Origin of the sequence: Streptomyces sp. TSRI0281 (assembly GCF_001905125.1) — a bacterium.
Classification (GTDB): Bacteria; Actinomycetota; Actinomycetes; order Streptomycetales; family Streptomycetaceae; genus Streptomyces.
Window position 1 is genome coordinate 433,308 of the sequence record NZ_LWLE01000012.1, and the last position, 25,521, is coordinate 458,828.

At 71.1% G+C, this 25,521-nt stretch carries 3 protein-coding genes; 2 read left to right on the forward strand and 1 reads right to left on the reverse strand.

What is annotated here, in order from left to right:
- Complete coding sequence (gene asnB, locus A6A29_RS19655) at positions 1 to 2,046, forward strand: asparagine synthase (glutamine-hydrolyzing) (RefSeq protein WP_079182868.1); 2,046 nt, start codon at positions 1 to 3, stop codon at positions 2,044 to 2,046.
- Positions 2,043 to 22,391, forward strand: coding sequence for an SDR family NAD(P)-dependent oxidoreductase (locus A6A29_RS19660; RefSeq protein ID WP_073721463.1), 20,349 nt, complete (start codon positions 2,043 to 2,045; stop codon positions 22,389 to 22,391). The genes asnB and A6A29_RS19660 overlap by 4 nt, the downstream gene beginning before the upstream one ends.
- An 80-nt stretch (positions 22,392 to 22,471) precedes the next feature.
- On the opposite strand, the gene A6A29_RS46665 is transcribed toward A6A29_RS19660, so the two are convergent.
- Positions 22,472 to 25,396, reverse strand: coding sequence for an AfsR/SARP family transcriptional regulator (locus A6A29_RS46665; protein ID WP_241838577.1), 2,925 nt, complete (start codon positions 25,394 to 25,396; stop codon positions 22,472 to 22,474).
- Positions 25,397 to 25,521 lie beyond the last annotated feature (125 nt).

Genomic DNA, 25,521 nt, shown 5'->3' on the forward strand with positions numbered 1-25,521 from the left:
ATGTGCGGAATAGCAGGCTTCCTCTCGCCCTCGCTCGACGCCGGAGCCATGCCCGAGGTCATGGCCTCGATGCTGTCGCTCATCCGCCACCGCGGGCCGGACGAGGCGGGCTATTACCTGGACGACGGCGTCGCCATGGGCACGGCCCGTCTGTCGATCGTCGACCTCCCCAACGGCGCACAGCCGATGGCGGACCCGACGGAACGCTACTGGATCTGCTTCAACGGCGAGTTGTACAACCATGTCGAACTCCGCGAGGAGCTGCGAGGTCTCGGCCGCCGGTTCCGTACGCGTTCGGACACCGAGGTCGTCCTGCAGGCGTGGGCCCAGTGGGGGCTCGCCTGCCTGCCCCGCTTCAACGGCGCCTTCGCGGTCGCGATCCGGGACGTGCAGTCGGGCGAGCTCTTCCTGGCGCGTGACAGATACGGCAAACGCCCGCTCTTCTACGTCGACCGCGAGGGGAGCGGCGCCCGGGGAGACCGGGGCGGGGAATTCCTCTTCGCCTCCGAGATGAAGGCGTTCCAGGCGTTCCCGGGGTTCCGATTCGAGCTCGACCCCCGCGAACTGGCCTCCACCTTCGCGGTGTGGACGCCATTGCCCGACCGGACACCCTTCCAGCACATCCGCCAGCTCCCCATGGGCAGCTGCCTGACCGTCCGCGGCGGGCGGACGGTGCTGCACGACTACGCCGAACTCGAACTCGACGTATCACCGTTCACGGGTACCGAACGCGATGCGGCCGCATTCGTTCGCGAGACCCTCCGCGAGAGCGTCGAGATGCGGCTGAGGAGCGATGTCGAGGTCGGCGTCTACCTGAGCGGCGGCCTCGATTCCTCCATTGTGACCAAGCTGACGACGGAGCTCTCCTCGCACGAGGTCCGGACGTTCTCGGTGGAGTTCGACGAGGCGGCATTCGACGAGTCGAGCAGCCAGCAGGTCGTTGCCTCGCATCTGGGGACGCGCCACTCGTCCATCGCGGTGTCGAGCGCCGATATCGCCGCGAACTTCCCGTCCGCCGTGTATCACGCGGAAGTTCCCGCATTCCGGGCGGCGTTCGTGCCCATGTATCTGCTGTCCCGGCACGCCCGGGACGCCGGAATCAAGGTGATCCTCAGCGGCGAAGGTGCCGACGAGGCGTTCCTCGGATACTCGCTCTTCCGCGAGACACTCCTGCGCGCTTCATGGAACGATCTGTCGGACGACGAGCGGATGACCGGGCTCAGCAGTCTCCACCCCGAGCTGAGCCACTTCGGTCCCGCGAACCGGGCGCGGCTCAAGGGTCTCTTCGAGCAGTTCGCCGTCGAACGGCTGCCGGGGCTCTTCTCGCACGAACTCCGCTACCAGAACGGCCGGTTCGCCGCGCGTCTGCTGAAACAGCGTGACGATCCGTTCGCGGACATTCTGGCGCTCACGGACGCGACACCCGGCTATGCCGCCCTGAGCCCGGTCCGCAAGGCGCAGTGGCTCGAATACAAAACCCTTCTTCCCGGCTATCTCCTCTCGACCCAGGGGGAGCGTATGAGCCTTGCGCACGGGGTCGAGAACCGCTGCCCGTTCCTCGATCCCGCCGTCGTCCGCGCGGCGGCGTCCATCAACCTGCGATTCGACGACGGTTTCGAGGAGAAGGCCATTCTCAAGAAGGCGTTCTGGGGCGAGTTGCCGGAATCGAGCCTCACCCGGCGGAAGCAGCCGTACCGCGCGCCCGGCGCGACCGTGTTCAAGGAGCAGCGGCCCGAGTATCTGGACCTGCTGCTCTCGGACACGGAGTTGAAGAAGATCGACTGCATCGACCCCGTGTTCGCACGGAAGCTCGTCACCAAGATCATGGCCACGCCCCAGGGGGAGATCAGCACGAAGGAGGACCAGGCCTTCGTCTACCTGCTCTCGACCGCGGTCCTCAACCAGCAGTTCGTGCTCGGGCAGGGACTGCCCGAGCACGCTTTCCCGGAGGACGGTTTCACGGTGAGAACGATCGTCGACCATCGCACATCCCGGCGATCGACGTCAGCAGACCAAGCCTTCCCCCCTGCAGGAGGACTCCGATGAGTACGGTCGAACCGACGCCCGCGACCGATGATGTCGCGATCATCGGGCTCGCCCTGCGATTCCCCGGTGCCGACACACTGGAGGAACTCAGCGGGCATCTCATCGCGGGCCGTTCGCTCATCTCGGAGGTCCCGGCCGAGCGCTGGTCCAAGGAGACGTACTTCGGGGATCCGAAGCGCGGGGCCCAGAAGACGAACAGTATCTGGGGCGGTTTTATCGAGCACGCGGACTGCTTCGACGCCGATTTCTTCACTATCTCGCCGCGCGAGGCGGAGAGCATGGATCCGCAGCAGCGGATGACGCTCGAACTCGCCTGGCGGGCCATCGAGAACGCGGGCTACGCGGCGAGTGCACTCGCGGGCACGGAGACGGGCGTCTTCATGGGGGTCTGTCACGCGGACTACGCGGAAATGATGGAGCGTGAAGGGGCCAGAACCGACGTCTATTTTCCCACCGGCACGGCCTACTCGATCATCGCGAACCGCGTTTCCTACCATTTCGATTTCCAGGGCCCGAGCATCACGAACGACACGGCATGTTCGAGTTCGCTCGTGTCCGTGTACGAGGCGGTCCGTGCGCTGAGCAACGGCGAGTGCGGTCTCGCGCTGGCCGGCGGGGTCAACCTGATCTGGTCGCCGAAGCACTTCGTCGCCTTCAGCCAGGCGAGCATGCTGTCCCGCACCGGCCGCGCGAGCGCCTTCGACGAGAGCGCCGACGGCTACGTGCGCGGTGAAGGTGGCGCGATCCTTCTTCTGAAGCCTCTCGCACAGGCCGTCGCGGACGGTGATCCCATCCAGGCGGTCATCAAGGGGGTCGCCACGAATCACGGCGGCCGGACGAATTCCCTCACGGTCACCAATCCGACAGCACAGGCGAATCTGATCGAGCGGCTCTACACCCGCGCCGGAATCCGCCCCGAGACCGTGACGTACATCGAAGCGCACGGCCCGGGAACGCCCGTGGGTGATCCGATCGAGATCATGGCTCTGAAGCGGGCCTTCCGTAACCTGCACGCGGCACAGGGCACCGTCGCCCAGCCGTCGAGCTGCGGGATCGGCTCGGTCAAGACCAATATCGGGCATCTGGAAGGGGCCGCAGGAGTTGCCGGCATCGCCAAGGTGATCGGCTCCCTGGCGCATCGGACGCTGCCCGCGACCGTCAACTTCCAGAATCAGAACAAGCTCATCAGGCTCGACGACAGTCCCTTCCACGTCATCCGCGACACCCAGCCCTGGGCCGCACCGTCCACCGGGAAGGACGGAGAGGCACTGCCGCGCCGCGCCGGGGTGAGTTCGTTCGGATTCGGCGGCACCAACGCGCATGTCGTGCTTGAGGAACACCTCGCCGACGACGGCACGCGGGACGAGCCCGTCCGGGGCGCGCAGCTCGTGCCGCTCTCGGCGAAGACGCCGGAACGGCTGCGCGCGGTCGTGGGCAACCTGCTCTCCCATCTGCGGGAACAGCCCTCGCAGGCGCTCGCCGACATCGCGTACACCCTGCGGTCCGGCCGCGAACCGATGCCCGCGCGGGTCGCGTTCGTCGTTGCCGACCGGGCCGAACTCGACGCCGCACTCCAGGCGTTCATGGACGGCACGCGCGCCGAGGGAGAAGTCCACCTGGGCGGCACGGTGGCCGCCGCCGACGAGGGAATCACCGAGCTGAAGAGGACGGGGGCGCTCTGGGCCGGGGGCGGAGAGGTGGACTGGGCGGAGCGGCCCGGTGCCGGCACCGCAGCGGCACGTCCACGGCGTGTGTGCCTGCCCGGCTACCCCTTCGCCCGTGAGCGGCATTGGTTCAGGACTCCGCCGAAGGATGTCGCGGCAGCGACGGCGCCACCGGCGGCGATCCGAAGCGCGGTGCACCACCCGCTCGTTCACGCCGACACCTCCGATGCCTCAGGGCCCGCAGGACGGCGCTACAGCTCGACATTCACCGGGGAGGAACCGTTCCTCGCCTCGCATGTGGTGCGCGGCACCCGTGTCCTGCCCGCGGCCGCCCACGTGGAGATGGTCCGTGCCGCGGTGGCGCGTGCGGTGGGGCGCGATGCCGAGGAGCCCGCGGTCATCCGGCTCCGCAACGTCGCCTGGCCGCGCCCGCTCGTCGTGGAGGACTCACCGGTCGACGTCAGTGTGGGGCTCACCCCGCAGGGCAGCGGCGCCATCGCGTTCGAGGTCTCCACCGGCACGGCCACGACCGTGGTGCACAGCTCCGGCCTCGTCGAGATCGGCGCTCCCGAGCAGCCGGAGCGGCTCGACCTCGACACGCTGCTGGCGGCCTGCCCCGGGGAGCGCGGCCCGGCGGAGGTGTACGCGGCGTTCCACGCGCGGGGGCTGGAGTACGGACCGGCCATGCGCGGGCTGAAGGAGCTCCGGGTGGGTGCGCGGGAACTGCTCGCGCGCATCGCGGAGCCGGGCGCCGGACAGGCCGAGGACGCCGGGCAGGCCGACGCCGCGCAGGCCGACGCCGCGCAGGCCGAGGGCGCCGGCCGGGCCGGGGACGTCCGCCGGGCCGAGGGCGCCGGTTTCGTCGTGCCTCCCAGCGTGCTGGACGCGGCGCTCCAGTCCTCGCTCGTGCTTCTGGCGGAGACCTCGCGTGAGCCCTCCGACAGCCCTGCCCTGCCGTTCGCCTTCGAGGAACTCACGGTCCACGGCCCCTGCGCACCCGAGACATGGGCGTGGGTGCGGCGCCGTGAAGGGCACAGCGCGCTCGCCATGTTCGACATCGACCTCTGCGACGGCGAGGGCATCGTGAGCGTCAGCCTGCGCGGGCTGGTCCAGCGGACGGACCCGGCGAAACCCGGTCGCGGACCCGGGGCGGACATCGTCACCGCCACTGTTCAGTGGGTGCCGACGCCGCTTGGCACGCACGAGGGCGAGGCAGCCGCCTTCCCTGCGGTACGCGGGTACCTCGGTGGAACGGCCGCCGCGCACAGGGCCCCCGTGGCGGACGCGACCGGCTTCACCGTCTCGCCTCTTCCCGAAGTCGCCCCCGGCCGTGTCGCCGATGGCGTCGGGGCCGCGGTGGACCTGGTCTTCGGCCACATAGCGGAACTGGTGCGGTCGAAGCCCAGGGGAGCCCACCGGTTCGTCGCGCTGGTGGACGACCGCGTACCGAGGCACTACCACGCGCCGCTCACCGGCCTGTTCAGGACCGTCGTGCTGGAGAACCCGCGCATCTCGGGCCGGGTCGTACGCGTCGCGGGGCTCGACACCGCGTCGCCCGAGCGGATCGCGGAGATTCTCCGGGCGGAGGCGGCGGACGGGTCGGCCGACTGCGAGATCCGCCACGGGGCGGACGGCACACGTCTCGCGTCACGGCCCGGGGACCTCCCGCTGGGCGAGGGAGCCGAGATCCCGCCGCTGAAGGAGGGCGGGGTCTACTGGATCACGGGCGGTCTAGGCGGCCTGGGGCTGCATGTCGCGCGGTACTTCGCCCGGCGTGCCGGCGTCACCGTTGTCCTGAGCGGCCGGTCGGAACCCGGAACCGCAAGCGAGGCGGCCCTGCGAGAGCTGCGGGAAGCCGGGGCCGACGCCCACTATCTCCCCCTGGACGTGGGGTCGACGGGTGATGTGGACCGCGCGGTCCGCGCCATCACCCGGGACCACGGAACGATCGACGGCATCGTCCACGCGGCGGGCATCCTCCGTGACGCGTACATCTTCACCAAGGACGCGTCCGATCTCCGGGCGGTGCTGGAGGCGAAGGTCGCGGGCGTTCTCAACCTCGACGCCGCCTCGCGCGGCCTGCCGCTCGACTTCTTCGTCGCCTTCTCCTCGGTGGCGGGGGTGTTCGGCAACGCGGGGCAGTCGGACTACGCGGCGGCCAACGCCTTCCTGGACGCCTTCGCCCACCACCGCCGAGCGCTGGTCGACATCGGCGAGCGGTCCGGGCGAACCCGCGCCGTCAGCTGGCCGCTGTGGGCCGACGGGGGGATGTCCGTGGACCCCGTGACGCTGGAGTCGATGCGCCGGGACCGCGGCTGGGAGCCCCTGCCGACGGAGGACGGGCTGCGCGTCCTCGGCCGCGTACTGGGCGATGCGCCCGAACACGTCGTCGTCGCGTACGGCGCCGCCGCCACGCTCACGGCGGCCCCGCCCCCGCACGCGCCCGTCTCCCTGCCCACGGACACCGCTCCCGCCCTCGCCCTCGCCGAGGGAGAGCTGACGGAGCGTACGACGGCACTGCTGCGCCGCATCGTGGGCGATGTGCTGCACCGCGATCCCCACACGCTGGACGAGACGGTCAACCTCGTCGAGTACGGGATCGACTCGCTCGCCATCCTTGAGACGACCGCCTCGCTCGAAGAGATCTTCGGCCCGTTGCCCAAGACGATCTTCTTCGAGCACACCAATATCGAGGGCGTCGCCGGCCACTTCATCGCGGAGCACGGCGACACGCTGCGCGCCCTCGTCGCTGCCGAAGACCCGCCCCAGTCGTCGGCCGCCCCCGCCGCAGCCCTGCCGGACGCGGTGCCGGCGCCCGCGGCCCCCGCGCGGCCCGATCCCGTCGCACCTGCCCGGCCCGCTCCTGTCACCGGTACGCCGGCCGCCCCCGACCGGCGCGACACCGTACCGGGCCCGCGCGACGACTACCACGACATCGCGATCATCGGCATCTCGGGGACGTACCCCGGAGCGGACACACTCGGCGACCTCTGGTCGGTGCTCGAAGAGGGCCGCGACGAGTTCCGTGAAGTACCGCGCGAACGCTGGGACTACGACGCGGTCTACAGTCGCGACCGCAGTGTCCTCGGCAAGAGTTCCATCCGTACCGGAACCTACCTCCGGGACATCGACATGTTCGATCCCCGCTACTTCCGCATCTCCAAGCGTGATGCCGAGAGCATGTCGCCCGAAGTCCGTCTGTTCCTGCAGACCGGTGTCGAGGCGCTTGAGGACGCGGGCTATTCGCGCGAGACGATCCACCGCGTGTACGAAGGCGATGTCGGCGTACTCGCCGGTTCCATGAGCAACCACTACGGTCTGTACGGATTTCAGAACAGTCTGACGCGCGGGTCCCCGGCAAGCGGCAGTTACACGGGGACGCTGCCCAACATGCTCTCGTACTTCTACGGGCTCACCGGTCCCTCGATCTTCGTGGACACGATGTGCTCGGGGTCCTCGACCTGTGTCCACCAAGCCGTGCAGATGCTCCGTGCGCGCGAGTGCAAGATGGTCGTCGCGGGCGGAGTGAACCTGCTGCTGCACCCGTACAACCTCATCACCTCGTCGCAGGAGCACTTCACGACGGCGACCTCCGACGTGATCCGGAGCTTCGGTCTGGGCGCGGACGGGACGATCCTGGGGGAGGGCATCGGAGCCCTCGTCCTCAAACCGCTCGTCGAGGCCGAGCGCGACGGCGACCATGTGTACGCGGTCATCAAGGGAACCGCTCTCGCCAACGCGGGCGTACGCAACGGGTTCACCGTCCCCAGCCCTCGGATGCAGGCACGTGCGATCGAGAAGGCGATCGACGACGCGGGAGTCGATCCACGGACCATCACTTATGTGGAGGCCCACGGATCAGGGACGTCACTGGGCGACCCGATCGAGGTCAAGGCGCTGAGCACCGCCTTCGGGAAATACACGGACGAGAAGCAGTTCTGTGCGATCGGCTCGGTCAAGTCGAACATGGGACACCTTCTTCACGCCGCCGGGATGATCGGTATCGCGAAGGTCATCCTTCAGTTCCAGAAGGGGAAACTCGCACCCTCGCTGCACAGCTCGGTGACCAACCCGGACATCGACTTCTCCCGTACACCGTTCCGTGTGCAGCGCCGGCTCGCCACCTGGGAGCCGGCGGTGACGACCGTCGACGGTCGGCGGATCACCCATCCGCGGCGAGCGGGGATCACATCGATCGGTGCGGGCGGCATGAACTCCCACATCATTCTTGAGGAGTACCCGCAGACGGTCGGCGACCCGGACGGCGCGGTGCACCGGCGCGAGGAGCTGTTCGTCTTCTCCGCGATGAACGACTCCGCACTCGCGGCGTATCTCGCCCGTTTCCGGGCCTATCTGGCCGCCGGTACGGAGACGGATCCGGCGGCGATCGCCTTCACGCTCCGCGTCGGCAAGAACGAACTCCCGCACCGCTGGGCATTCCTCGCGAAGACCACCGGCGAGGCCGTCGCCGCCGTCGACCGCTATCTCGCGGGAGAGCGGGACCTCGGTGCCGCGCTCGCGAGCGGCGGCCCGGTGACCGAGGGCCTGCGGAGCCTCGCGACCACCTGGGTGGGCGGGAAGAGCGTCGACTGGCGCCGGGCCGACGAGGGCGCACGCACGCCCCGGCGGGTCTCCCTCCCCTCCTACCCCTTCGAGCGCGTGCGCTGCTGGGTCGCCCAGGAGGAGGGTGCGCCGTCCGTGATCGCGCCGCTCGCACTCCGCGACAAGCTCCACCCGTTCCTCGGCAGGAACGAGTCGGACGTCAGCGGGCTGCGCTACGCGCTCGATGTGCACCTGGACGATCTCCTCGACTACGGCTGCACCACGGGAGAACGGCAGGACAAGCGAGGCGGCATCATCCCCACGTTCGCCGTCGACCTGGCGATCGCCGCCACGAAGGTCTCCGGATTCGCCGACGGGTCCCTCGTGCGCCGGCTGCGCCTCCTGGGCCCGGTCCCCTGGGCGACGGCCGCGCGTCTGGTGACGTCCGTCGACGCCGTCGACGGGAAGACGGCCTCCGCGGCCGTGTTCGCGCAGGACGCGTCGGGGGCACGGGTGCCCGTAGCGGCGTTCGACGTGCAGGCGGGTGACGACGACCGGATGTCCTCGCCCGGTCGTCCCCGTACGGAACCCTTCACGGGAATCCCTGTCGGGGCGCTCACCTCCGGCCCGGCGGACCCGCTCTCCCGGACCGAGTTCCTCGCGGAACTCGCCGAGGGAGGCCTCGGATACACACCGGAGCTCAACGGCACCGAGAGCGCGCACCGCATGCGGGACGGGCGACTGGTGCTCAAGGTCACCGCACCCGAACTCCAACGGGACCATGTGAAGCCGAACGTCACCCTCGCTCCGCACGTCCTCGCCGCCCTCGCGCAGGGCCTCCAGTACGAAGCGAAGCGGACGGGCTCACCCCATTGGGCGCGGACGGCGCCGCACCGGATCGACGAGATCCGGCTCTTCGCCGGTGCGAGCGGTACCGGTGAACCGGTGGCGTACGCCGTCTTCGACGTCACCGCCGACGGCGAAGGTCTCGGCGGGTCCGTCGGACTGCTGGACCGGAACGGCGAGGTGCTCGCCGTCCTCTCGGACATGTGGTGCGGCGATGACGAAGCACCGCGAAAGGACTCCGGCGTGAGCGCACGAGCAGTGGACCGAGCCGAAGGCGCGGACAAGGAGAGGCCGGGGGAGGGCAGCGACGACCTCGTCTCCTTCGCGGTGGACGGACTCCGTGAAATGGCGGGCGGCATCCTCAAGTTCGAGGTCGATGAACTCGACCCCCGCACCGGCTTCGACGCCTTCGGCTTCGACTCGATCTCGCTGATCACCCTGTCCAAGCAGGTGGGCGAGCGGTTCGGTATCGATCTGACCCCCGCGGTCTTCTTCGACCGGAACACGTTCGACTCACTGGGCCGGCACCTCGTCACGGAGTACGCGGGCCCCCTGCGCACGGCGTACGAGCGATCACTCCCGGCGGACCGTACCGAGGAGCCGGTTCCGAGTCGCACGGACCGTACCGAGGAGCCGGCTCCCCGACGCAGGGAGCGTACGGAGGAGCTGGTTCCGAGTCGCACGGAGCGTACGGAGGAGCTGGTTCCGGGTCCCGCGGGCCGGGCCGAGGAACCTGTTCCGAGTCCTGCGGACCGGACCCGCGGGGAGACGGCAGAGGTTCCCGACGCCGTGGCGGTCACCCCGCGCCCGGTGCCCGCGGACGCACTCATGCCGATCGCCGTCATCGGGGCCGCCGGCCGATTCCCCGGTTCACCCGATCTGGACGCGTACTGGGCGAATCTGGCGGCGGGGACCGACAACGTCACGGCGTTCCCCCTGCACCGCTACGACGCGGCCTACGCGCGCATCGTGGAGGAATCCGAGTTTCCGCGCCACGCGGGCGTCCTGGACGAGGTGGACGCCTTCGACGCCGCCTTCTTCCGCATCCTGCCGCGCGAGGCCGAGCTGATGGACCCGCAGCACCGGCTGGCGCTCCAGACGGCCTGGAACGCGCTGGAACACAGCGGGTACACCCCCTCCGACCTGCCGGCGAACACCGGGCTGTACTTCGGTGTCTCGGGGACCGACTACGCGACCCTGCTCGCGGCCCACGGCACCCCGCCGGACGCGTTCACCTCCACGGGCAACGCCCACTCCATGCTCGCCAACCGCATCTCGTACGTACTGGATATCCACGGTCCGAGCGAGCCGGTCGACACGGCCTGTTCCAGCTCGCTCGTCGCGGTCCACCGGGCCGTCGAAGCCATCCGCTCCGGGGCCTGCGACGCCGCGATAGCGGGCGGGGTGAACCTTCTCCTCAGCGTCGACACGTTCGTCAGCGCGGACCGGGCCGGCATGCTGAGTCCGGACGGCCGGTGCAAGACCTTCGCGAGCGACGCGAACGGATACGTACGGGGCGAGGGCGTCGGCGCCGTCGTGCTGAAGCCCCTCGCGGCGGCCGAGCGCGACGGGGACGCCATCCTCGGAGTGATCGTCGGGAGTGCGGAGAACCACGGCGGGCGCGCGAACTCCCTCACCGCGCCCAACGGTTCCGCGCAGTCGGACCTCGTGGTGCGGGCGATGGGAGGCATCGACCCCCGCACGATCGGCTATGTGGAGGCCCACGGCACCGGCACGGCCCTGGGCGACCCTGTCGAGGTGCGCGCGCTCCAGAGCGCCTTCCGGAAGCTGGGCGGCGACGGCATCGGCACCTGCGGAATCGGCTCGGTGAAGACCAACATCGGCCATCTGGAAGCCGCCGCCGGTATCGCCGGGCTCCTCAAGGTGCTGCTCGCGATGGAGCACAACACCCTGCCGCCGACCCGCAACTGCGACGAGATCAACCCCTACATCCAGCTCGACGGCAGCCCGTTCCGCATCGTGCGCGCCAGTGAACCCTGGGAGCGTCCGCGCGACCGCGACGGTGCGCCCGCTCCCCGGCGGGCGGGAGTCAGCAGCTTCGGCTTCGGCGGCGCGAACTGCCATGTCGTCGTCGAGGACTACGCCGGGCGGACAGCGGCGGACAGGAGTCAGGCACAGGACACCGACGGCGCCGGGAGCCCGGTCGCCGTCCCCCTCTCGGCGCGTACGGAACAGCAGCTCCGCGAGCGGGCGAAGGACCTGCTCGCCCACCTGGAGAACACCGCCCGCCCCGCCCCCCTCCGTTCGATCGCGTGGACGCTCCAGGTCGGGCGCGAAGCCATGGACGTACGGGCGGGCTGGGTCGTCACCTCGCACCGGGAACTCGCCGGAAAGTTGCGCGCGTTCCTCGACCACGCGACACCCGGACCGCAGGACGGCACCGGGCCGGATCCGGACGGCCTCGCCGAGGTGATCGCCCGCTGGAGCGGAGGGGCCGAGGCCGACTGGCGCCGGCTGTACGGGGCCGCCCTGCCCAGGCGCGCGCATCTGCCCACGTACCCGTTCGCACACGACAGGTACTGGATCCCCGGAAGCGGCCCGAGGGAGACCAGCGCGGTGGACCCGAGGGAGAACAGCGCAGTGGAACCCGCCCGCCCGGTCGGCACGACGCTGCTCGTACCCCGCTGGACTCCGAAGCCCATGGCGTCGGGTGACTCCGGCGAAGCCCCGTACACGCGTCATGCAGTCATCCTCTGCGGAGCGACGGCGTCCGCGCGGGACAGCGTCGAACGTCGGCTGCCGGGTGTGCGCTGCCACACCGTCACGACCGCCAAGCAGCGCCCGGAGAGCCGCTTCACCGACATCTCACGGCAGGTCTTCGAGATCCTCCGCGCTCTCGCCGGGGAAGCGCACGAGGGCGCCACGCTCGTGCAGCTGGTGACACCAACGGACGGGGAGGAAGCGTCCGGGCTCGCCCTCGCGGGACTCCTGCGGACGGCCACGCTGGAAAACCCGCAGATCGCCGGACAGGTCATCGGAATCGACGGCGAGCGCGACGCGGACGGCATCGCGGCGATCGTCCGGGACGACGCACGGCACGCGGACGACGGAATCGTTCTGTACCGGGGCGCGGAGCGCCGGGTGCGGACCTGGGCGCCGATGCCGTCCACCGGCACGGGCACGCCCTGGCGCTCGGGAGGCGTGTATCTGATCACCGGAGGCGCCGGCGGTATCGGCGCCGTCGTCGCCCGCCGGATCGCCACTGACGTCGCACGCCCGACGCTCGTCCTCGTCGGCAGGTCGGCACCGGACGCACGGATCGACCACCTGCTCGCCGAACTGCGGGAAGCCGGGGCGGTCGCCCGGTACGCCCTCGCGGACGTCTCCCGCTGGGAGGAGGTACGCCACCTCGTCGCGCAGGTCGGCGAGGAGAGCGGCGCGATCCACGGAATCATCCACGCCGCGGGCGTCATCCACGACGCGACCCTCACGAACAAGACCGCGGAGGACTGGGACAAGGTCCTCGCCCCGAAGGTCGACGGCCTGGTGCACCTGGACCGGGCCACGGCGGGCATGCCGCTGGAATCCTTCCTCGTCTTCTCGTCCGGAGCGGCCGTCACCGGAAATCCCGGTCAGTGCGACTACGCCACCGCCAACGCCTATCTCGGCACGTACGCCGCCCGGCGCAACATCCGTGTCGCGGCGGGCGAACGGTCGGGCCGCACGGTCTCGATCGCCTGGCCGCTCTGGAAGGACGGCGGAATGACGGTGGACGACGCGACCGCCGCGTACCTCCGGCGCGACCGCGGCCTCGTCCCCATGGAGTCGGAGCGGGGGATCGAAGCACTCCTGGGCGCCTGGCGGCTCGGTGAGGCAGGTGAGGACCAGATATGGGTGCACCACGGCGAGACGGCGAAGGCCGTGCCCGGATCCGTACCCGCTTCCGCAACTGCTCCCGTACGCGGTCCTGTTGCCGCTTCCGCTTCCGCGTCCGTACCGAGGACGGCAGGCGGGGCCCCCGACCGGGAGACCCTCCGGTCCGTCGTGGAGCTGTTCGCGCGGGTGACGAAGCTCCCCCTGCCCGAAGTCGACGCCGACCGGCCGCTCGACGACATGGCCCTCGACTCCGTCATGGTCGTGCAGCTCAACAGGGAGCTGTCCTCGGTGTACGGCGAGGTCCCGACGACACTCCTCTACGAGTTCCCCACGCTGCGCGCCGTCGCCGGGCAACTCGCCGCGCAGCACCGCCCGGCCGCTCCCGGCAGGCGCACCGACGCAACCCCGGCCGCCGTCTCCGGACCGTCGCGCCCGCCCACCCCCCGTACGGCCGAGCCCTCCGGCCCGCCCGCCCCGGACGAGGCCATCGCGATCATCGGAATGAGCGGCCGCTATCCGCAGGCCGAGAACACCGACGAGTTCTGGGAGAACCTCAAGGCGGGACGCGACTCCATCACGGAGATCCCGCCCGGCCGATGGCCCCTGGACGGCTTCTACGAACCGGACCGGGCCACAGCCGTCGCCACCGGGCGCAGCTACAGCAAGTGGGGCGGATTCCTGGCGGACTTCGACGCGTTCGACCCGCGGTTCTTCCGGATCGCACCGCGCGACGCCTACGCCATGGACCCGCAGGAACGCCTCTTCCTCCAGGCTTCGTGGGAGGTGATCGAGGACGCGGGCTACACCCGCGAGGAACTGGCCCGTCGCCATCGCCGGCGGGTCGGCGTCTTCGCCGGCGTGACCAAGTCCGGCCACGCACGGCACGGTGAGGCGCGCCTGCCGTCGGGCGAGAGCGTCGTGCCCTCGCTCTCCTTCGCCTCGCTCAGCGCACGGACCTCGTACGTCCTCGACCTCCACGGACCGAGCCTGACGATCGACACGATGTGCTCGTCCTCCCTCACCGCGATCCACGAGGCATGCGAGCACCTGCGCCGAGGCTCCTGCGAGGTGGCCATCGCCGGTGGCGTGAACCTCTATCTGCATCCCTCCGACTACATCGAGCTCTGCCGTTCCACCATGCTGTCCTCGCAGGCACACATCCGGAGCTTCGGCAGCGGCGGTGACGGGTTCGTACCCGGCGAGGGCGTGGGCGCCGTACTGCTGAAGCCGCTCGGCCGCGCCCTGGCGGACGGCGACCGGATCCTCGCGGTGGTCCGCGGGACGAGCATCAATCACGGCGGGCGGTCCAACGGCTACACGGTGCCGAGCCCGACCGCCCAGGCGGAACTGATCAGCGACGCGCTGGCCAGGTCCGGGGTCCCGGCGCGGGACGTGAGCTATGTCGAGGCGCACGGCACCGGTACGGAGCTGGGTGATCCGATCGAGGTCAAGGGTCTCTCGCTCGCCTTCCGACAGACCACCGACGAGCGGCAGTTCTGCGCGATCGGCTCCGTGAAGTCGGCGATCGGGCATCTGGAGGCCGCCGCGGGCATCGCGGGCATCACGAAGGCCGTACTCCAGCTCCGGCACCGCACACTCGTACCGTCCCTGCACGCCGAGGAGCTGAACCCCGGCATCAAGTTCGAGGAGACGCCGTTCTTCGTCCAGCGGACCCTGGCACCGTGGGAGTCCGAACGGCCGCGGATCGCGGCGGTCTCCTCCTTCGGGGCGGGCGGGTCGAACGCCCATGTGATCCTTGAGGAGTACGCGGCGCAGGGCGCCCAGGAGGACCGGGCGGCCTCCGGTGAGGGCGAGCACATCGTCGTCCTCTCGGCGCGGACGCCGGAGCGGCTCCGGCACTCCGCCGCGCGTCTGGTGGCGTTCCTCGAACAACGGGAAGCGGAGCGCGAACCGGTCGGCCTGGCGGATCTCGCCTTCACGTTGCAGGTCGGACGGGAGGCGATGAAGGAGCGTCTGGCGGTGACGGCGTCCTCACTGCCCGAGCTCCGGCGTGTACTGCGGGCGTATACGGAGACCGGGGACGGGGCGCGGACGCCGGGCCTCCACCGGGGCAGCGCCGGAGAGGCATCGGGCGCCGTCGCCGAGATCTCGGCCGACGAGGACCTCCGGGAGCTCCTGGTCGAACGGTGGGCCCGCGCGGGGAAGCTCGACAAACTGGCCGCGCTCTGGACCGACGGCGTGGCGCTGGACTGGCCGATGCTGCACGGGCGGACGCCGCCCCGTCGGATCTCCCTGCCGACCTACCCCTTCGCGAGGGACCGGTTCTGGATCGGCGACCTGGAGCCCGTCCGGGCGACGATCCCCGGCGGCACTCCGGCCGCCCCCGCGCGGCAGTTCGCCGACGCCGTGCCTCTCCCCGCAGCCGATGCCGCGCCCCGCGCCGTACCCGCCCTCGCACCCGACGCCACGCCCGGCATCACCCGCGATGAACGGGTCGCACGCATCGTGCGGGCCAAGATCGCGGAAGTGCTGGTCATGTCGCCGGACGAACTCGACGGCGGGCTCGCGTTCGCCGACTACGGTCTCGACTCCATCCTTGCCGTCCGTCTCGTCCATCTGCTCAACGAGACGTTCGGGCTCGACCTCTCGACCGGCATCGTCTTCGACCACAGCTCCGCCGATCGTCTCGTCGCGCATCTGCTCGCGGAGTACGGCGACATCGGCGCCCCCGCCCCACCGCGGGCCGACACCGTCGACGTAGGTCCGCGGACCGCTTCCGGCCCCGTCCCGACCGAACGGCCCGCCGGCCGCGCGCCGATCGCCATCGTCGGGATGAGCGGTCGGTTCGCCGGGGCCGACAACCTCGACGACCTCTGGACCCATCTCGTGAACGGCGACGACCTCGTCACCGAAGCGACCCGCTGGAAGCTCGCGGACACCGGGGCCGACGGTTCGCCGCTCTGCACACGGGGCGGATTCCTCCACGGGATCGATCGGTTCGACCCGTCGTTCTTCGGCATCTCGGGCGTCGAGGCCGCCGCCATGGATCCCCAGCAGCGCCTGCTCCTGCAGGAGGCGTGGACGGCGCTGGAGGACGCGGGGTATGCCGGGAGGCACCTGGGGGAAACCCGCTGCGGTGTGTACGTGGGCTGCTGGAACGGTGACTACCAGGAGATCGTGGGGGAGGACGCGCCGGCCCAGGCGTTCTGGGGGAGCATGGCATCCGTCATCCCGGCCCGCATCTCCTACGTCCTCAACCTGAAGGGACCCGCGCTGGCGGTCGACACCTCGTGCTCCAGCTCGCTCGTCGCGATCGACCTCGCGTGCCGGGGGCTCTGGTCGGGCGAGACCACCATGGCACTGGCGGGCGGGGTCTTCGTCCAGTCGACACCGCGGCTCTACGAGCTGGCCGGGCGCGCCGGAATGCTCTCGGCGACCGGACACTGCCACACCTTCGACCACCGTGCCGACGGGTTCGTACCGGGCGAGGGGGTCGGTGTCCTCGTACTGAAGCGGCTCGACGAGGCCCTGGCCGACGGCGACCACATCCATGGCGTGATCCGCGCCACGGGGAGCAACCACGACGGCGCGACCAACGGCATCATGGCGCCCAGCTCCGTCTCGCAGGAGCGTCTGCTCCGCGAGACGTACGAGACCTTCGGCGTCGACGTCGAGTCGATCCGGCTCGTGGAGGCGCACGGCACCGGCACCCCGCTCGGCGATCCCATCGAATTCTCGGCCCTCAGCCGCGCGTTCCGGGCCGGCACGGAGAAAACCGCCTACTGCGCGCTGGGTTCGGTCAAGACGAACCTCGGGCACACCCAGTTCGCCGCGGGCGTCGCGGGGGTGCTCAAGATCCTCCTCGCGATGAGGCACGAACAGATTCCCGCCTCACTGCACTTCGAGAAACCGAACCCCGCCATCAGCCTTGAGGACAGCCCCTTCTACCTGAGTACACGCAACCACCGCTGGGAGAGCCCGTCCGACGGCGGACCGCGTCGTGGGGCCGTCAGCTCCTTCGGCGCGAGCGGCACCAACGCGCACCTCGTCATCGAGGAAGCGCCGTCCGCCGCCCGCGACCGTGCCCGCGACCGAGCGCCGCGCCCCGCGTATCTCGTCGTCCTCTCGGCACACTCACGCGAGCAACTGGCCCGACAGCTGACGCGGCTGGCGGCGCACTGCCGCCGCGAGGACGCCCCGGACCTGGGCGACCTCGCCTACACGCTCGCCGTGGGAAGGGACTGGTTCGCCCACCGGTTCGCCTGCGTGGTCGCGGACCGCGCCGAGCTGCTCCGGATACTGGACGAAGGTCCCGACGGATCGCGGGCGTTCACCGGCCACGCGGTGCCGGCCCGCAAGGGCGGCGCGGGCAACGGGAGCAGCCATGGCGACGCGTGCCTGCTGCGTTGCTCGGACCCGGCCGGGGCCGGCGCGGACGCCGAGGCGTACCGCGCGGACCTCACCGCTCTCGCCGGATACTTCACCCAGGGCGTCGCCCTCGACTACGGGGCGGCGTTCGCCGCGGGAGCCCATCTGCGAGTTCCCCTGCCGACCTACCCGTTCGCTGCGGAAAGCTACTGGGCCGGGCCGCCGCCCCTGTCCCCTCCGTCCGTCGGGCACCGCGCCGCGGTGCGACGCCCGCTGACGGACCACCCGCTGATCCAGGAGTTCTCGCCGGTGGCGGGCAGCCCCGGCACCCTGCGCGCGTCCACCGAGTTCAAGGGCGACGAGTCCATCCTCCGCGATCACACGGTGCGCGGGCAGCGCGTCCTCCCGGGCGTCGCCCATCTCGAAATGGCACGGGAGACCGCGGCCCGGCTGTGGGGCACCGACGCGTCGGCGCCGCTGCGGATGCGTGACATCACCTGGGTACGGCCGGTCACCCACGACGGAGCACCCCTGAGCCTCGACGTCCTGGTGAAACCCGCGAAGGGCGACGAGTTCACCTTCGAGATCGCCTCGAACACCGGTGGAGCCGCCCGGCCCGTCGTGTACTCCACCGGGCGGATGGCGCCCTCCCACACGGCCCGTCCCGAGCCCGTCGATCTCGCCTCGCTCCGCGCGAACTGTGCGACGACCGTGCCCGCCGCACGCATCCACGACGCGCTCGCGTCGATGGGCATCGTCCACGGGCCGTCGCTCCGCGCCATCCGTGAGGCACACGTCGGTACCGGCACCGTCGTGGCCGAACTCGACCTGCCGGCCGACGCCGACGCGGCCGACGCGGCGTACGTCCTGTACCCGTCGCTGCTGGACTCGGCCATCCAGGCATCGATCGCGCTGCACCTCACCGACGGCGCGACCACCCTGGAGACGGTGGTGCCGTTCGCGCTCGACCGCTTCGAACTCCTCGCCCCGTGCCCGCCCTCGATGTGGGCGGTCGTCCGTGCCGCGGACGCGACGGGGAAGCCGACCACGCTGAGCCGGCTCGACGTGGATCTCGTCGACGGCGACGGCGAGGTCTGCGTCCGGATGACCGGCTACACCTCCCGCCGGATGAAGGAACCGGCACCCGCGCTGTTCGCGCCGGTCTGGGAACCCGTGTCCGCGCACACGACGGATGACCGTACCCTGCCGACCACGGACCATGTGCTCGTCGTGGGAGGAACCACCGACCAGCGGTCCGCTCTCACCCGCCAGTACCCGCGTGCCACGGTGTGGGACCTTCCGCCGAGCGCGTCGACGGACGAGGTCGCGTCCCGGCTCCGGGCCGCGGCCCCGGTCGGACATCTCGTCTGGATCGCGCCCGACACCGGACCGGACGGACGGCCGGCGCTCCTGCCGACCGACACCGCGGGCTTCACCGCCGCCCAGGAGGACGGCGTCATCGCGGCCTTCCGCATGATCAAGGCCCTCGTCCGCACAGGTCACGACGCCCGCCCGCTCGTCGTGACCCTGGTGACGCGGCGCGCCCTGGCCACGTACGACACCGAGTCGACAGCACCCGCCCACGCCGGGCTGCACGGCCTCTTCGGCTCGCTCGGGCAGGAGTACGCGAACTGGTCGGTCCGCCGGACGGACCTCGACACCCCCGACCTGCCCGAGAACCTGCTGACGCTCCCCGAACGGGCGGACAGCGACACCCTGGTGCGCCGTACGGGCCAGTGGCTGGTCCGGCGCTGGGTGCCGAACGAGGCCGGGAACGCGGAGAAGGACGCGTACCGCGAAGGCGGCGTCTACGTCGTGATCGGCGGTGCGGGCGGACTCGGCACCGTATGGACCCAGCACGTCGTCCAGCGCTACGGCGCCCATGTGATCTGGATCGGTCGCCGCCCGCAGGACGCGTCGATCGACGCGAAGCTCGGCAACGGCAACGGCAACGGCAACGGCAACGGCAACGGCAACGGTCGCGGCAGTGTGCGCTACCTATCGGCCGACGCCGCCGACCCCGCGTCGCTGCGCGGGGCCTACGAGGAGATCAAGCGGCATCATCCGCGGATCAACGGCGTCATCCAGGCGGCACTCGTCCTGCGGGACCAGAGTCTGGCCAGGATGGACGAGGCGACGCTGCGCGCGAGCCTCACGGCGAAGATCGACGTCAGCGTGGCCATGGCCGAGGTGTTCGCGGACGGGAGCCTGGACTTCGTCCTCTTCTTCTCGTCCGTCCAATCGTTCACGACCGCCGCGGGCCAGGGCAATTACGCGGCCGGATGCACCTTCAGCGACGCCTACGCCCACTTCCTCGCCCGGCACTGGGAGTGCCCGGTGAAGGTGATGAACTGGGGGTGGTGGGGGAGCATCGGCAGCGCCTCGTCCGAACTCCACCGCGAACACATGGCACGCTGGGGCCTGGTCTCGATCGAACCGCCGGAGGCGATGGCGGCGCTCGACACACTTCTCGGCGGACCGCAGCGTCAGGTGAGCTTCATCAAGCTGAGCAAGCCCGACGCCATCGAGGGGATCGACCCGGCGACCCGGCTCACGGTCCACGCGAGGGCGCGGTCCCACGTCACGCCCGCCGCCGTCGTGGCAGCCCCCACGGCACCGTCCGAGTGGGAGACCCTGCGCGCGATCGCCGTATGGCGCAGGAACGAACGCGATCCGCTCCTCGCGCGCATGGTCCGCGGACACCTCGAAGCGCTCGGCGGACTGCACGGCCCCGGCACTCCGTCGTCCCCCGACGACATCGCCCGGCTCCGCCGGCGTGCCGGAATCCTGGACCGCTACGACACCTGGCTCGACCACGCGCTCCGCATCGTCCCGCAGTCGGCCCCGTCGCTGGAGGCCCTCTACCGCGCATGGGACCAGCGCCGCGCGGAGTGGTCCGCGGATCCCGACAAGGCGGCCGAACTCGCCCTGCTCGACGCCGCGCTCCGGGCGCTGCCCGACATCCTCACCGGCAGGACCAGGCCGACCGACATCCTGTTCCCGCGTGGCTCCGTCGCGCTCGTCGAAGGCACGTACCGCAACAACCGCGTGGCCGACATGTACAACCGCGCCATGAGCGATGCCGCGGCCTCCGTCGTCGCGGAGCGGCTGCGCCTGGATCCGGGCGCACGCCTTCGCATCCTGGAGATCGGCGCCGGCACGGGCGGCACGAGCGTCGGGATGTTCGCCGCGCTGCGCCCCTTCCAGCAGCACATCGAGACATACGTGTACACCGATCTCTCGAAGGCGTTCCTCAACCACGCCCGGACCGAGTACGGACCGGAGGTCCCGTACCTCGCATACGCCCGCTTCGACGCCGAACAGCCGCTGGCGGGGCAGGGCGTCGAAGGCGGGAGCTACGACCTGGTCATTGCCGCCAATGTCCTGCACGCGACGCGCGACACCCGGAACACGATCCGCAACGCGAAGGCGGCCCTGCGCGACGGGGGCTGGCTCCTGATGAACGAACTCGCGGCGTTCGACGTCTCCAGCCACCTCACGTTCGGACTGCTGGAGGGCTGGTGGCTCTTCGAGGACGACTCGCTGCGCGTTCCGGGTTCGCCCGCGCTGTCGCCGGAGAACTGGCGGGAGGTGCTGGCGAGCGAGGGCTTCCCGTCGGTCGTCTCCGTGCTGCCACAGGCACGTGAGCTCGGGCAGCAGATCATCGCCGCCGAGAGCGACGGGATCGCGCGGCAGGCGGCGGCCCCGCCGGCGCGGCGGGAGTCCGCGACCCGCCGCACACCCCCGAAGTCCCCGGCCAGGACCACCGCACCCCCGCAACCCGCCTTCACCCCGGTAGCGGTAGCGATCCCGGCTCCGGCCCCGGCTCCGGCTCCGGCTCCGGCCCCGGCTCCGGTCCCCGTATCGGCTCCGGTCCCGGTCCCGGCAGCACCCCTGACCGGCGCCCCGACCGGAACGACATCCGGTCCCGACGCGGCGAGCCGCGCCGACACGATGGCCGGGTACCTCCGTGACCGGGCCGCGCGGACCCTCGGCATTCCGGCGGACAAGATCGTTCTCTCGGCGCCGCTCAGCGACTACGGGATGGACTCCATCCTTGTCCTTCAGCTGACGAACGTGCTGCGCGAGGATCTCGGTGAGGTGTCGTCCACCCTGCTCTTCGACGCCGAGTCCGTCGAGGAGCTGGCCGCCCACTTCCTGGAGACCGGCGGCTCCCACGTGGACGCCCTCATGGCGCGCCTGAGCCCCGCGGCAGTGGGGGAGCCCGCCTCCGACACCGCGTCCCGGCCACCGAACGCGTCCCCGCAGCAGACATCGCCGCCCTCGGCGGACCCGGCGCACCCCATTGCCGCGCTCTTCCGCGCAGCGCTGCGGACCGGCACCCCGCAACAGGCCGGTGACCTGCTGTCGATCGCCGCCCGGCTCCGTCCGGCCTTCGCGACGGGCGAGGGGGCCGAGCCGGAAACCCTGCGGCTGTCGGACGGTGAACAGGAACCGGCACTCGTCTGCCTGTCCTCGCTCATCGCACCCACAGGGGCGTACCAGTACGTGAAGTTCGCCGCCGCCCTGCGTAACCGCCGCCAGGTCTGGACGGCAGCCGCCCCCGGATACGCCCCGGGGGAGCCGCTGCCGGTGAACCTGGAAGCGGCCGCGGACCGACTGGCCAAGACGCTGCTCCGACGTTTCGAGGACCGGCCGTTCGCGCTCGCGGGCTATTCCTCCGGAGGATGGCTGGCTCATGAGCTCGTACGACGGCTGGAGGCGGCCGGCGTTCCGCCCGTCGCGCTGGTGCTGCTCGACACCCCCCGGTCGACCGGGGCGGCCATGGTCCGGGGAATGTCCGTGATCACGCGAAGGCTGCTCGACCGGTTCCCGCAACTGCCCGTCGCCGACGAACAGCTCACCGCGATGGCGTGGTACGCGGATCTGCTCGACGGCTGGACCCCGCGGCCCGTGACCACCCCGACCCTGCTCGTGGGGGCGGCGGAGGACAGGGCCCTGCCCGAACTGCTCGGCGACGACGCGCGCGCCGGCTGGCCCCTGGAGCACGTCCGGACGGAGGTGGCGGGGGACCACTTCTCCATGCTTGAGGAACACGCCGAATCCACCGCACTCGCCGTCCATCGATGGCTGTCCGAACACGGCGACTTCCAGAAGGGGTTCTGACCTCGCCGGATGCGCACGGCCGCTGCCCCGTTCCCGGACTCGCACCGGGAGCGGGGCAGTGTGCGTCGACGGGACAGCCCTTACGCGGTGTTCGGTACGGAGGAGGACATCCGGCCCTCGATCAGTTCGCTCACCTGCCGGGCTTCGGGGGAACCGAGTTCCTCGAAGAGGTCCAGCGCCTCCTGCCAGCACGCCCGCGCCCGGTCCGTCTGTCCCACGGCCTGGAGTGCGCGCCCCAGGACCGTCAGCACGTTGCCCCTCCGCCAGTCCCCGCCGATGCCGCTCAGCACGGCCAGGGCCCGCTCGGCCAGGTCCAGAGCCGCTGCCGGATGGTGCGCGGCGAGTTCGGCCTCGGCGATCCTGAAGAGGCTCATGCCCTCCCAGAGACGCTGGCGGCTGTCGGCGAACCTCAGATGGGCCTCGCGGAACGAAGCGATGGCCTCGTCGAACCGCTGGGCGGCCGTGAGCGCGAGTCCGAGCGCGTAGCGCGCGTTGGCGCCACGCAGAGACATGTCGAGGCCGTCGTAGACGGCCATCCCCTCCTCCGCGAGTGTCAGGGCCGAGGAGACCTCACCGACGGCGAGCCGGGCACGGGACAGATTGCACAGGACGCTCGCCTCGCCGGGCCGGTCACCGACGGCCTGGAAACCCGCCAGGGCAGCCGTCAGATGACGCTCGGCCTGCTCATGGCGGTTCTGATAGAGAGCAATCGTGCCCCGGCTGTTCTGCGACCAGCAGGTCGCCAGGGTGTCCTGACAGCTCTCCGCCATCAGGAGCGCGCGGGCGGCCGCGTCGTCGGCCTGCGCGAACCTGCCCGCGTTCATATGGCTCCTGGCCACGACCAGCGCGGCCCGCCCCTCGGCCCCGGGGTCGCTCCGCCGCGCCGCCTCTTCCCACAGGGCCGTGGCGGCCGCCTCGTACTGCCGTGAAGCGGCGCCCGAGTCCGCCAGATCCTGGGTGGCCCACAACGTGTCCACAGCGCGCCGCAGCGACGGGCCCGCGGACTGGCGGACCGAGGCGAGCAGAGCGGTCGCCTCCGAGTACAGCCAGTCGATCGCCTCGCGCCGGCCGCCGAAGACCAGGCCTCCGTGTTCCGTGGGCTCCAGATGGTCGACCAGCCGGTCACCGGGGTGTTCCAGCGCGTACACCCCGGCCGCCGTGGCGAGGTAGAAGTCCAGCAGCCGTGACAGCGCCATGTCCGTCTCCTGCGGCGGCTGTTCGTCGCGCTCGGCGCAGGCGCGCGCGTAGAGGCGTACGAGGTCGTGGAAGCGGTAGCGTCCCGGTGCCGCCGATTCGAGGAAGCTGGTGCCGACCAGGTCCTCCAGCAGGTCCTCCGCCGCGTGCGGCTCCTGGCTGAGCAGGGCGGCGGCGGCGGCCAGCGAGATGTCCGGGCCGTCGGCGAGGCCGAGGAGGCGGAAGGCGCGGGCCTGCGCGGGCTCCAGCTGGCCGTAGCCGAGTTCGAAGGTGGCCCTGACCGCGAGGTCTCCGGCCTGGAGTTCGTCCAGGCGGCGGCGTTCGTCGGCGAGTTTGGCGGCGAGGACGGAGATGGTCCAGGTGCGGCGGGCGGCCTGGCGGGAGGCGGCGATGCGGATGGCCAGCGGGAGGAAGCCGCAGGCGGCCACCACGTCCAGGGCCGCCTCGCGCTCCGCGCCGACCCGCTTCTCGCCGACGATCCGGGTGAAGAGCTGGAGGGCTTCCTGGGGGGACATCACATCGAGGTCCACCAGGTGCGCGCCGGCCAGGTCGACCATCCGGACCCGGCTGGTGACCAGCGCCGCGCAGCCCGCCGTGCCGGGGAGCAGGGGTCGGATCTGGGCCGCGTCGTGAGCGTTGTCCAGGAGGACCAGGACGCGGCGGCCCTCAAGCGAGGAGCGGTACAGGGCGGCCCGTTCGTCCAGGGTGTCCGGGATGGCGGAGTCGGCGGTGCCGAGCGCGCGCAGGAACGAGCCGAGCACCGCCTCGGCCGCCGCCGCACGGGATCCGGCGCCCTGGAGGTCGACGTACAACTGGCCGTCCGGGAAGTCGGCCCGGACCGTGTGGGCAGCCTGGACGGCGAGGGTCGTCTTGCCGACGCCCCCCAGGCCTCCCAGCGCGGTGATGGCCATGACCGAACCGTCGGCCCGGAGCAGATGCTCGGTGATCTCCAGAAGATGGTGCTGACGGCCCGTGAAGTCATGAACAGAAGCCGGGAGTTGGCGAGGAATGGCCGGGGGAGGCGGCCAGGGGGTCTCCTCGGCAGGGGAGTGCTGCCCGGCCGGGCGGGCCAGCTCCTCGTCGGCCTGGAGGATGCGCTGCTGGAGCTGGGCCAGCTCGGGGCGCGGGTCGACGCCCAGTTCGTCGGCGAGCAGCCGGCGGGTGTCCGCGTACACCGCGAGGGCCTCGGCCTGGCGGCCGCTGCGGTACAGGGCGATCATCAGCAGTTCGCGCAGCCGTTCCCGCAGAGGGTGTGCGGCGGTGAGTGCGGTCAGCTCGGAAATCGCCTCCGCGTGGAAACCGGATTCCAGATTCAGGTCGAGCCGCGTCTCGGTGAGTTCGAGTCGCCATTCCTCCAGCCGGGTGCGCTCGTTCTCCGCGTACGGACCGGGCACGGAGGTGAGCGCCTCGCCGTCCCACAGGGCCAGCGCCTCGGTGATCAGGGCGCGGGCCTGAGGGAGATCGCCGTTGGTCCGGGCCTGCTCGGCCTCGGTGGCCAACCGCAGGGCGGTGTGGAGATCCAGTGCGCCGGCGGGGATACGGAGGGCGTAACCTCCGGCTTCGGAGATCAGGGCACCGGGGTCCAGGACTTTGCGCAGCCTGGAGGCGTACGTCCGTAGCGCGGCCAGTGCCTGCTGGGGCGGGTCCTCGCCCCAGATTCCGTCGATGAGTTCGGCCGCGGTGGCGGTCCGCCCGTCGCGCAGGAGCAGCGCGGTCAGCAGGGCCCGCTGCTGCGGTGAACCGGAGGGCAGCGGCTCGTCACCGCGCCGGGCGCGTACGGGCCCGAGCACGGCGAACCGCACCCCGTCCACCGGTGGTGCCGTGACCGGTGAGGTCGCGAGGACGGGCCGCGGGCGTGGGGCGACGGCGGGGTGAGAGGCATCGGCGCCCTGCAGGATGCGCGTCTGGAGCCGCGTCAGTTCCGGGCCCGGGTCGA

Coding starts and splice junctions, on each gene's coding strand:
- asnB (WP_079182868.1), top strand. CDS start 1: ATGTGCGGAATAGCAGGCTTCCTCTCGCCCTCGCTCGACGCCGGAGCC.
- A6A29_RS19660 (WP_073721463.1), top strand. CDS start 2,043: ATGAGTACGGTCGAACCGACGCCCGCGACCGATGATGTCGCGATCATC.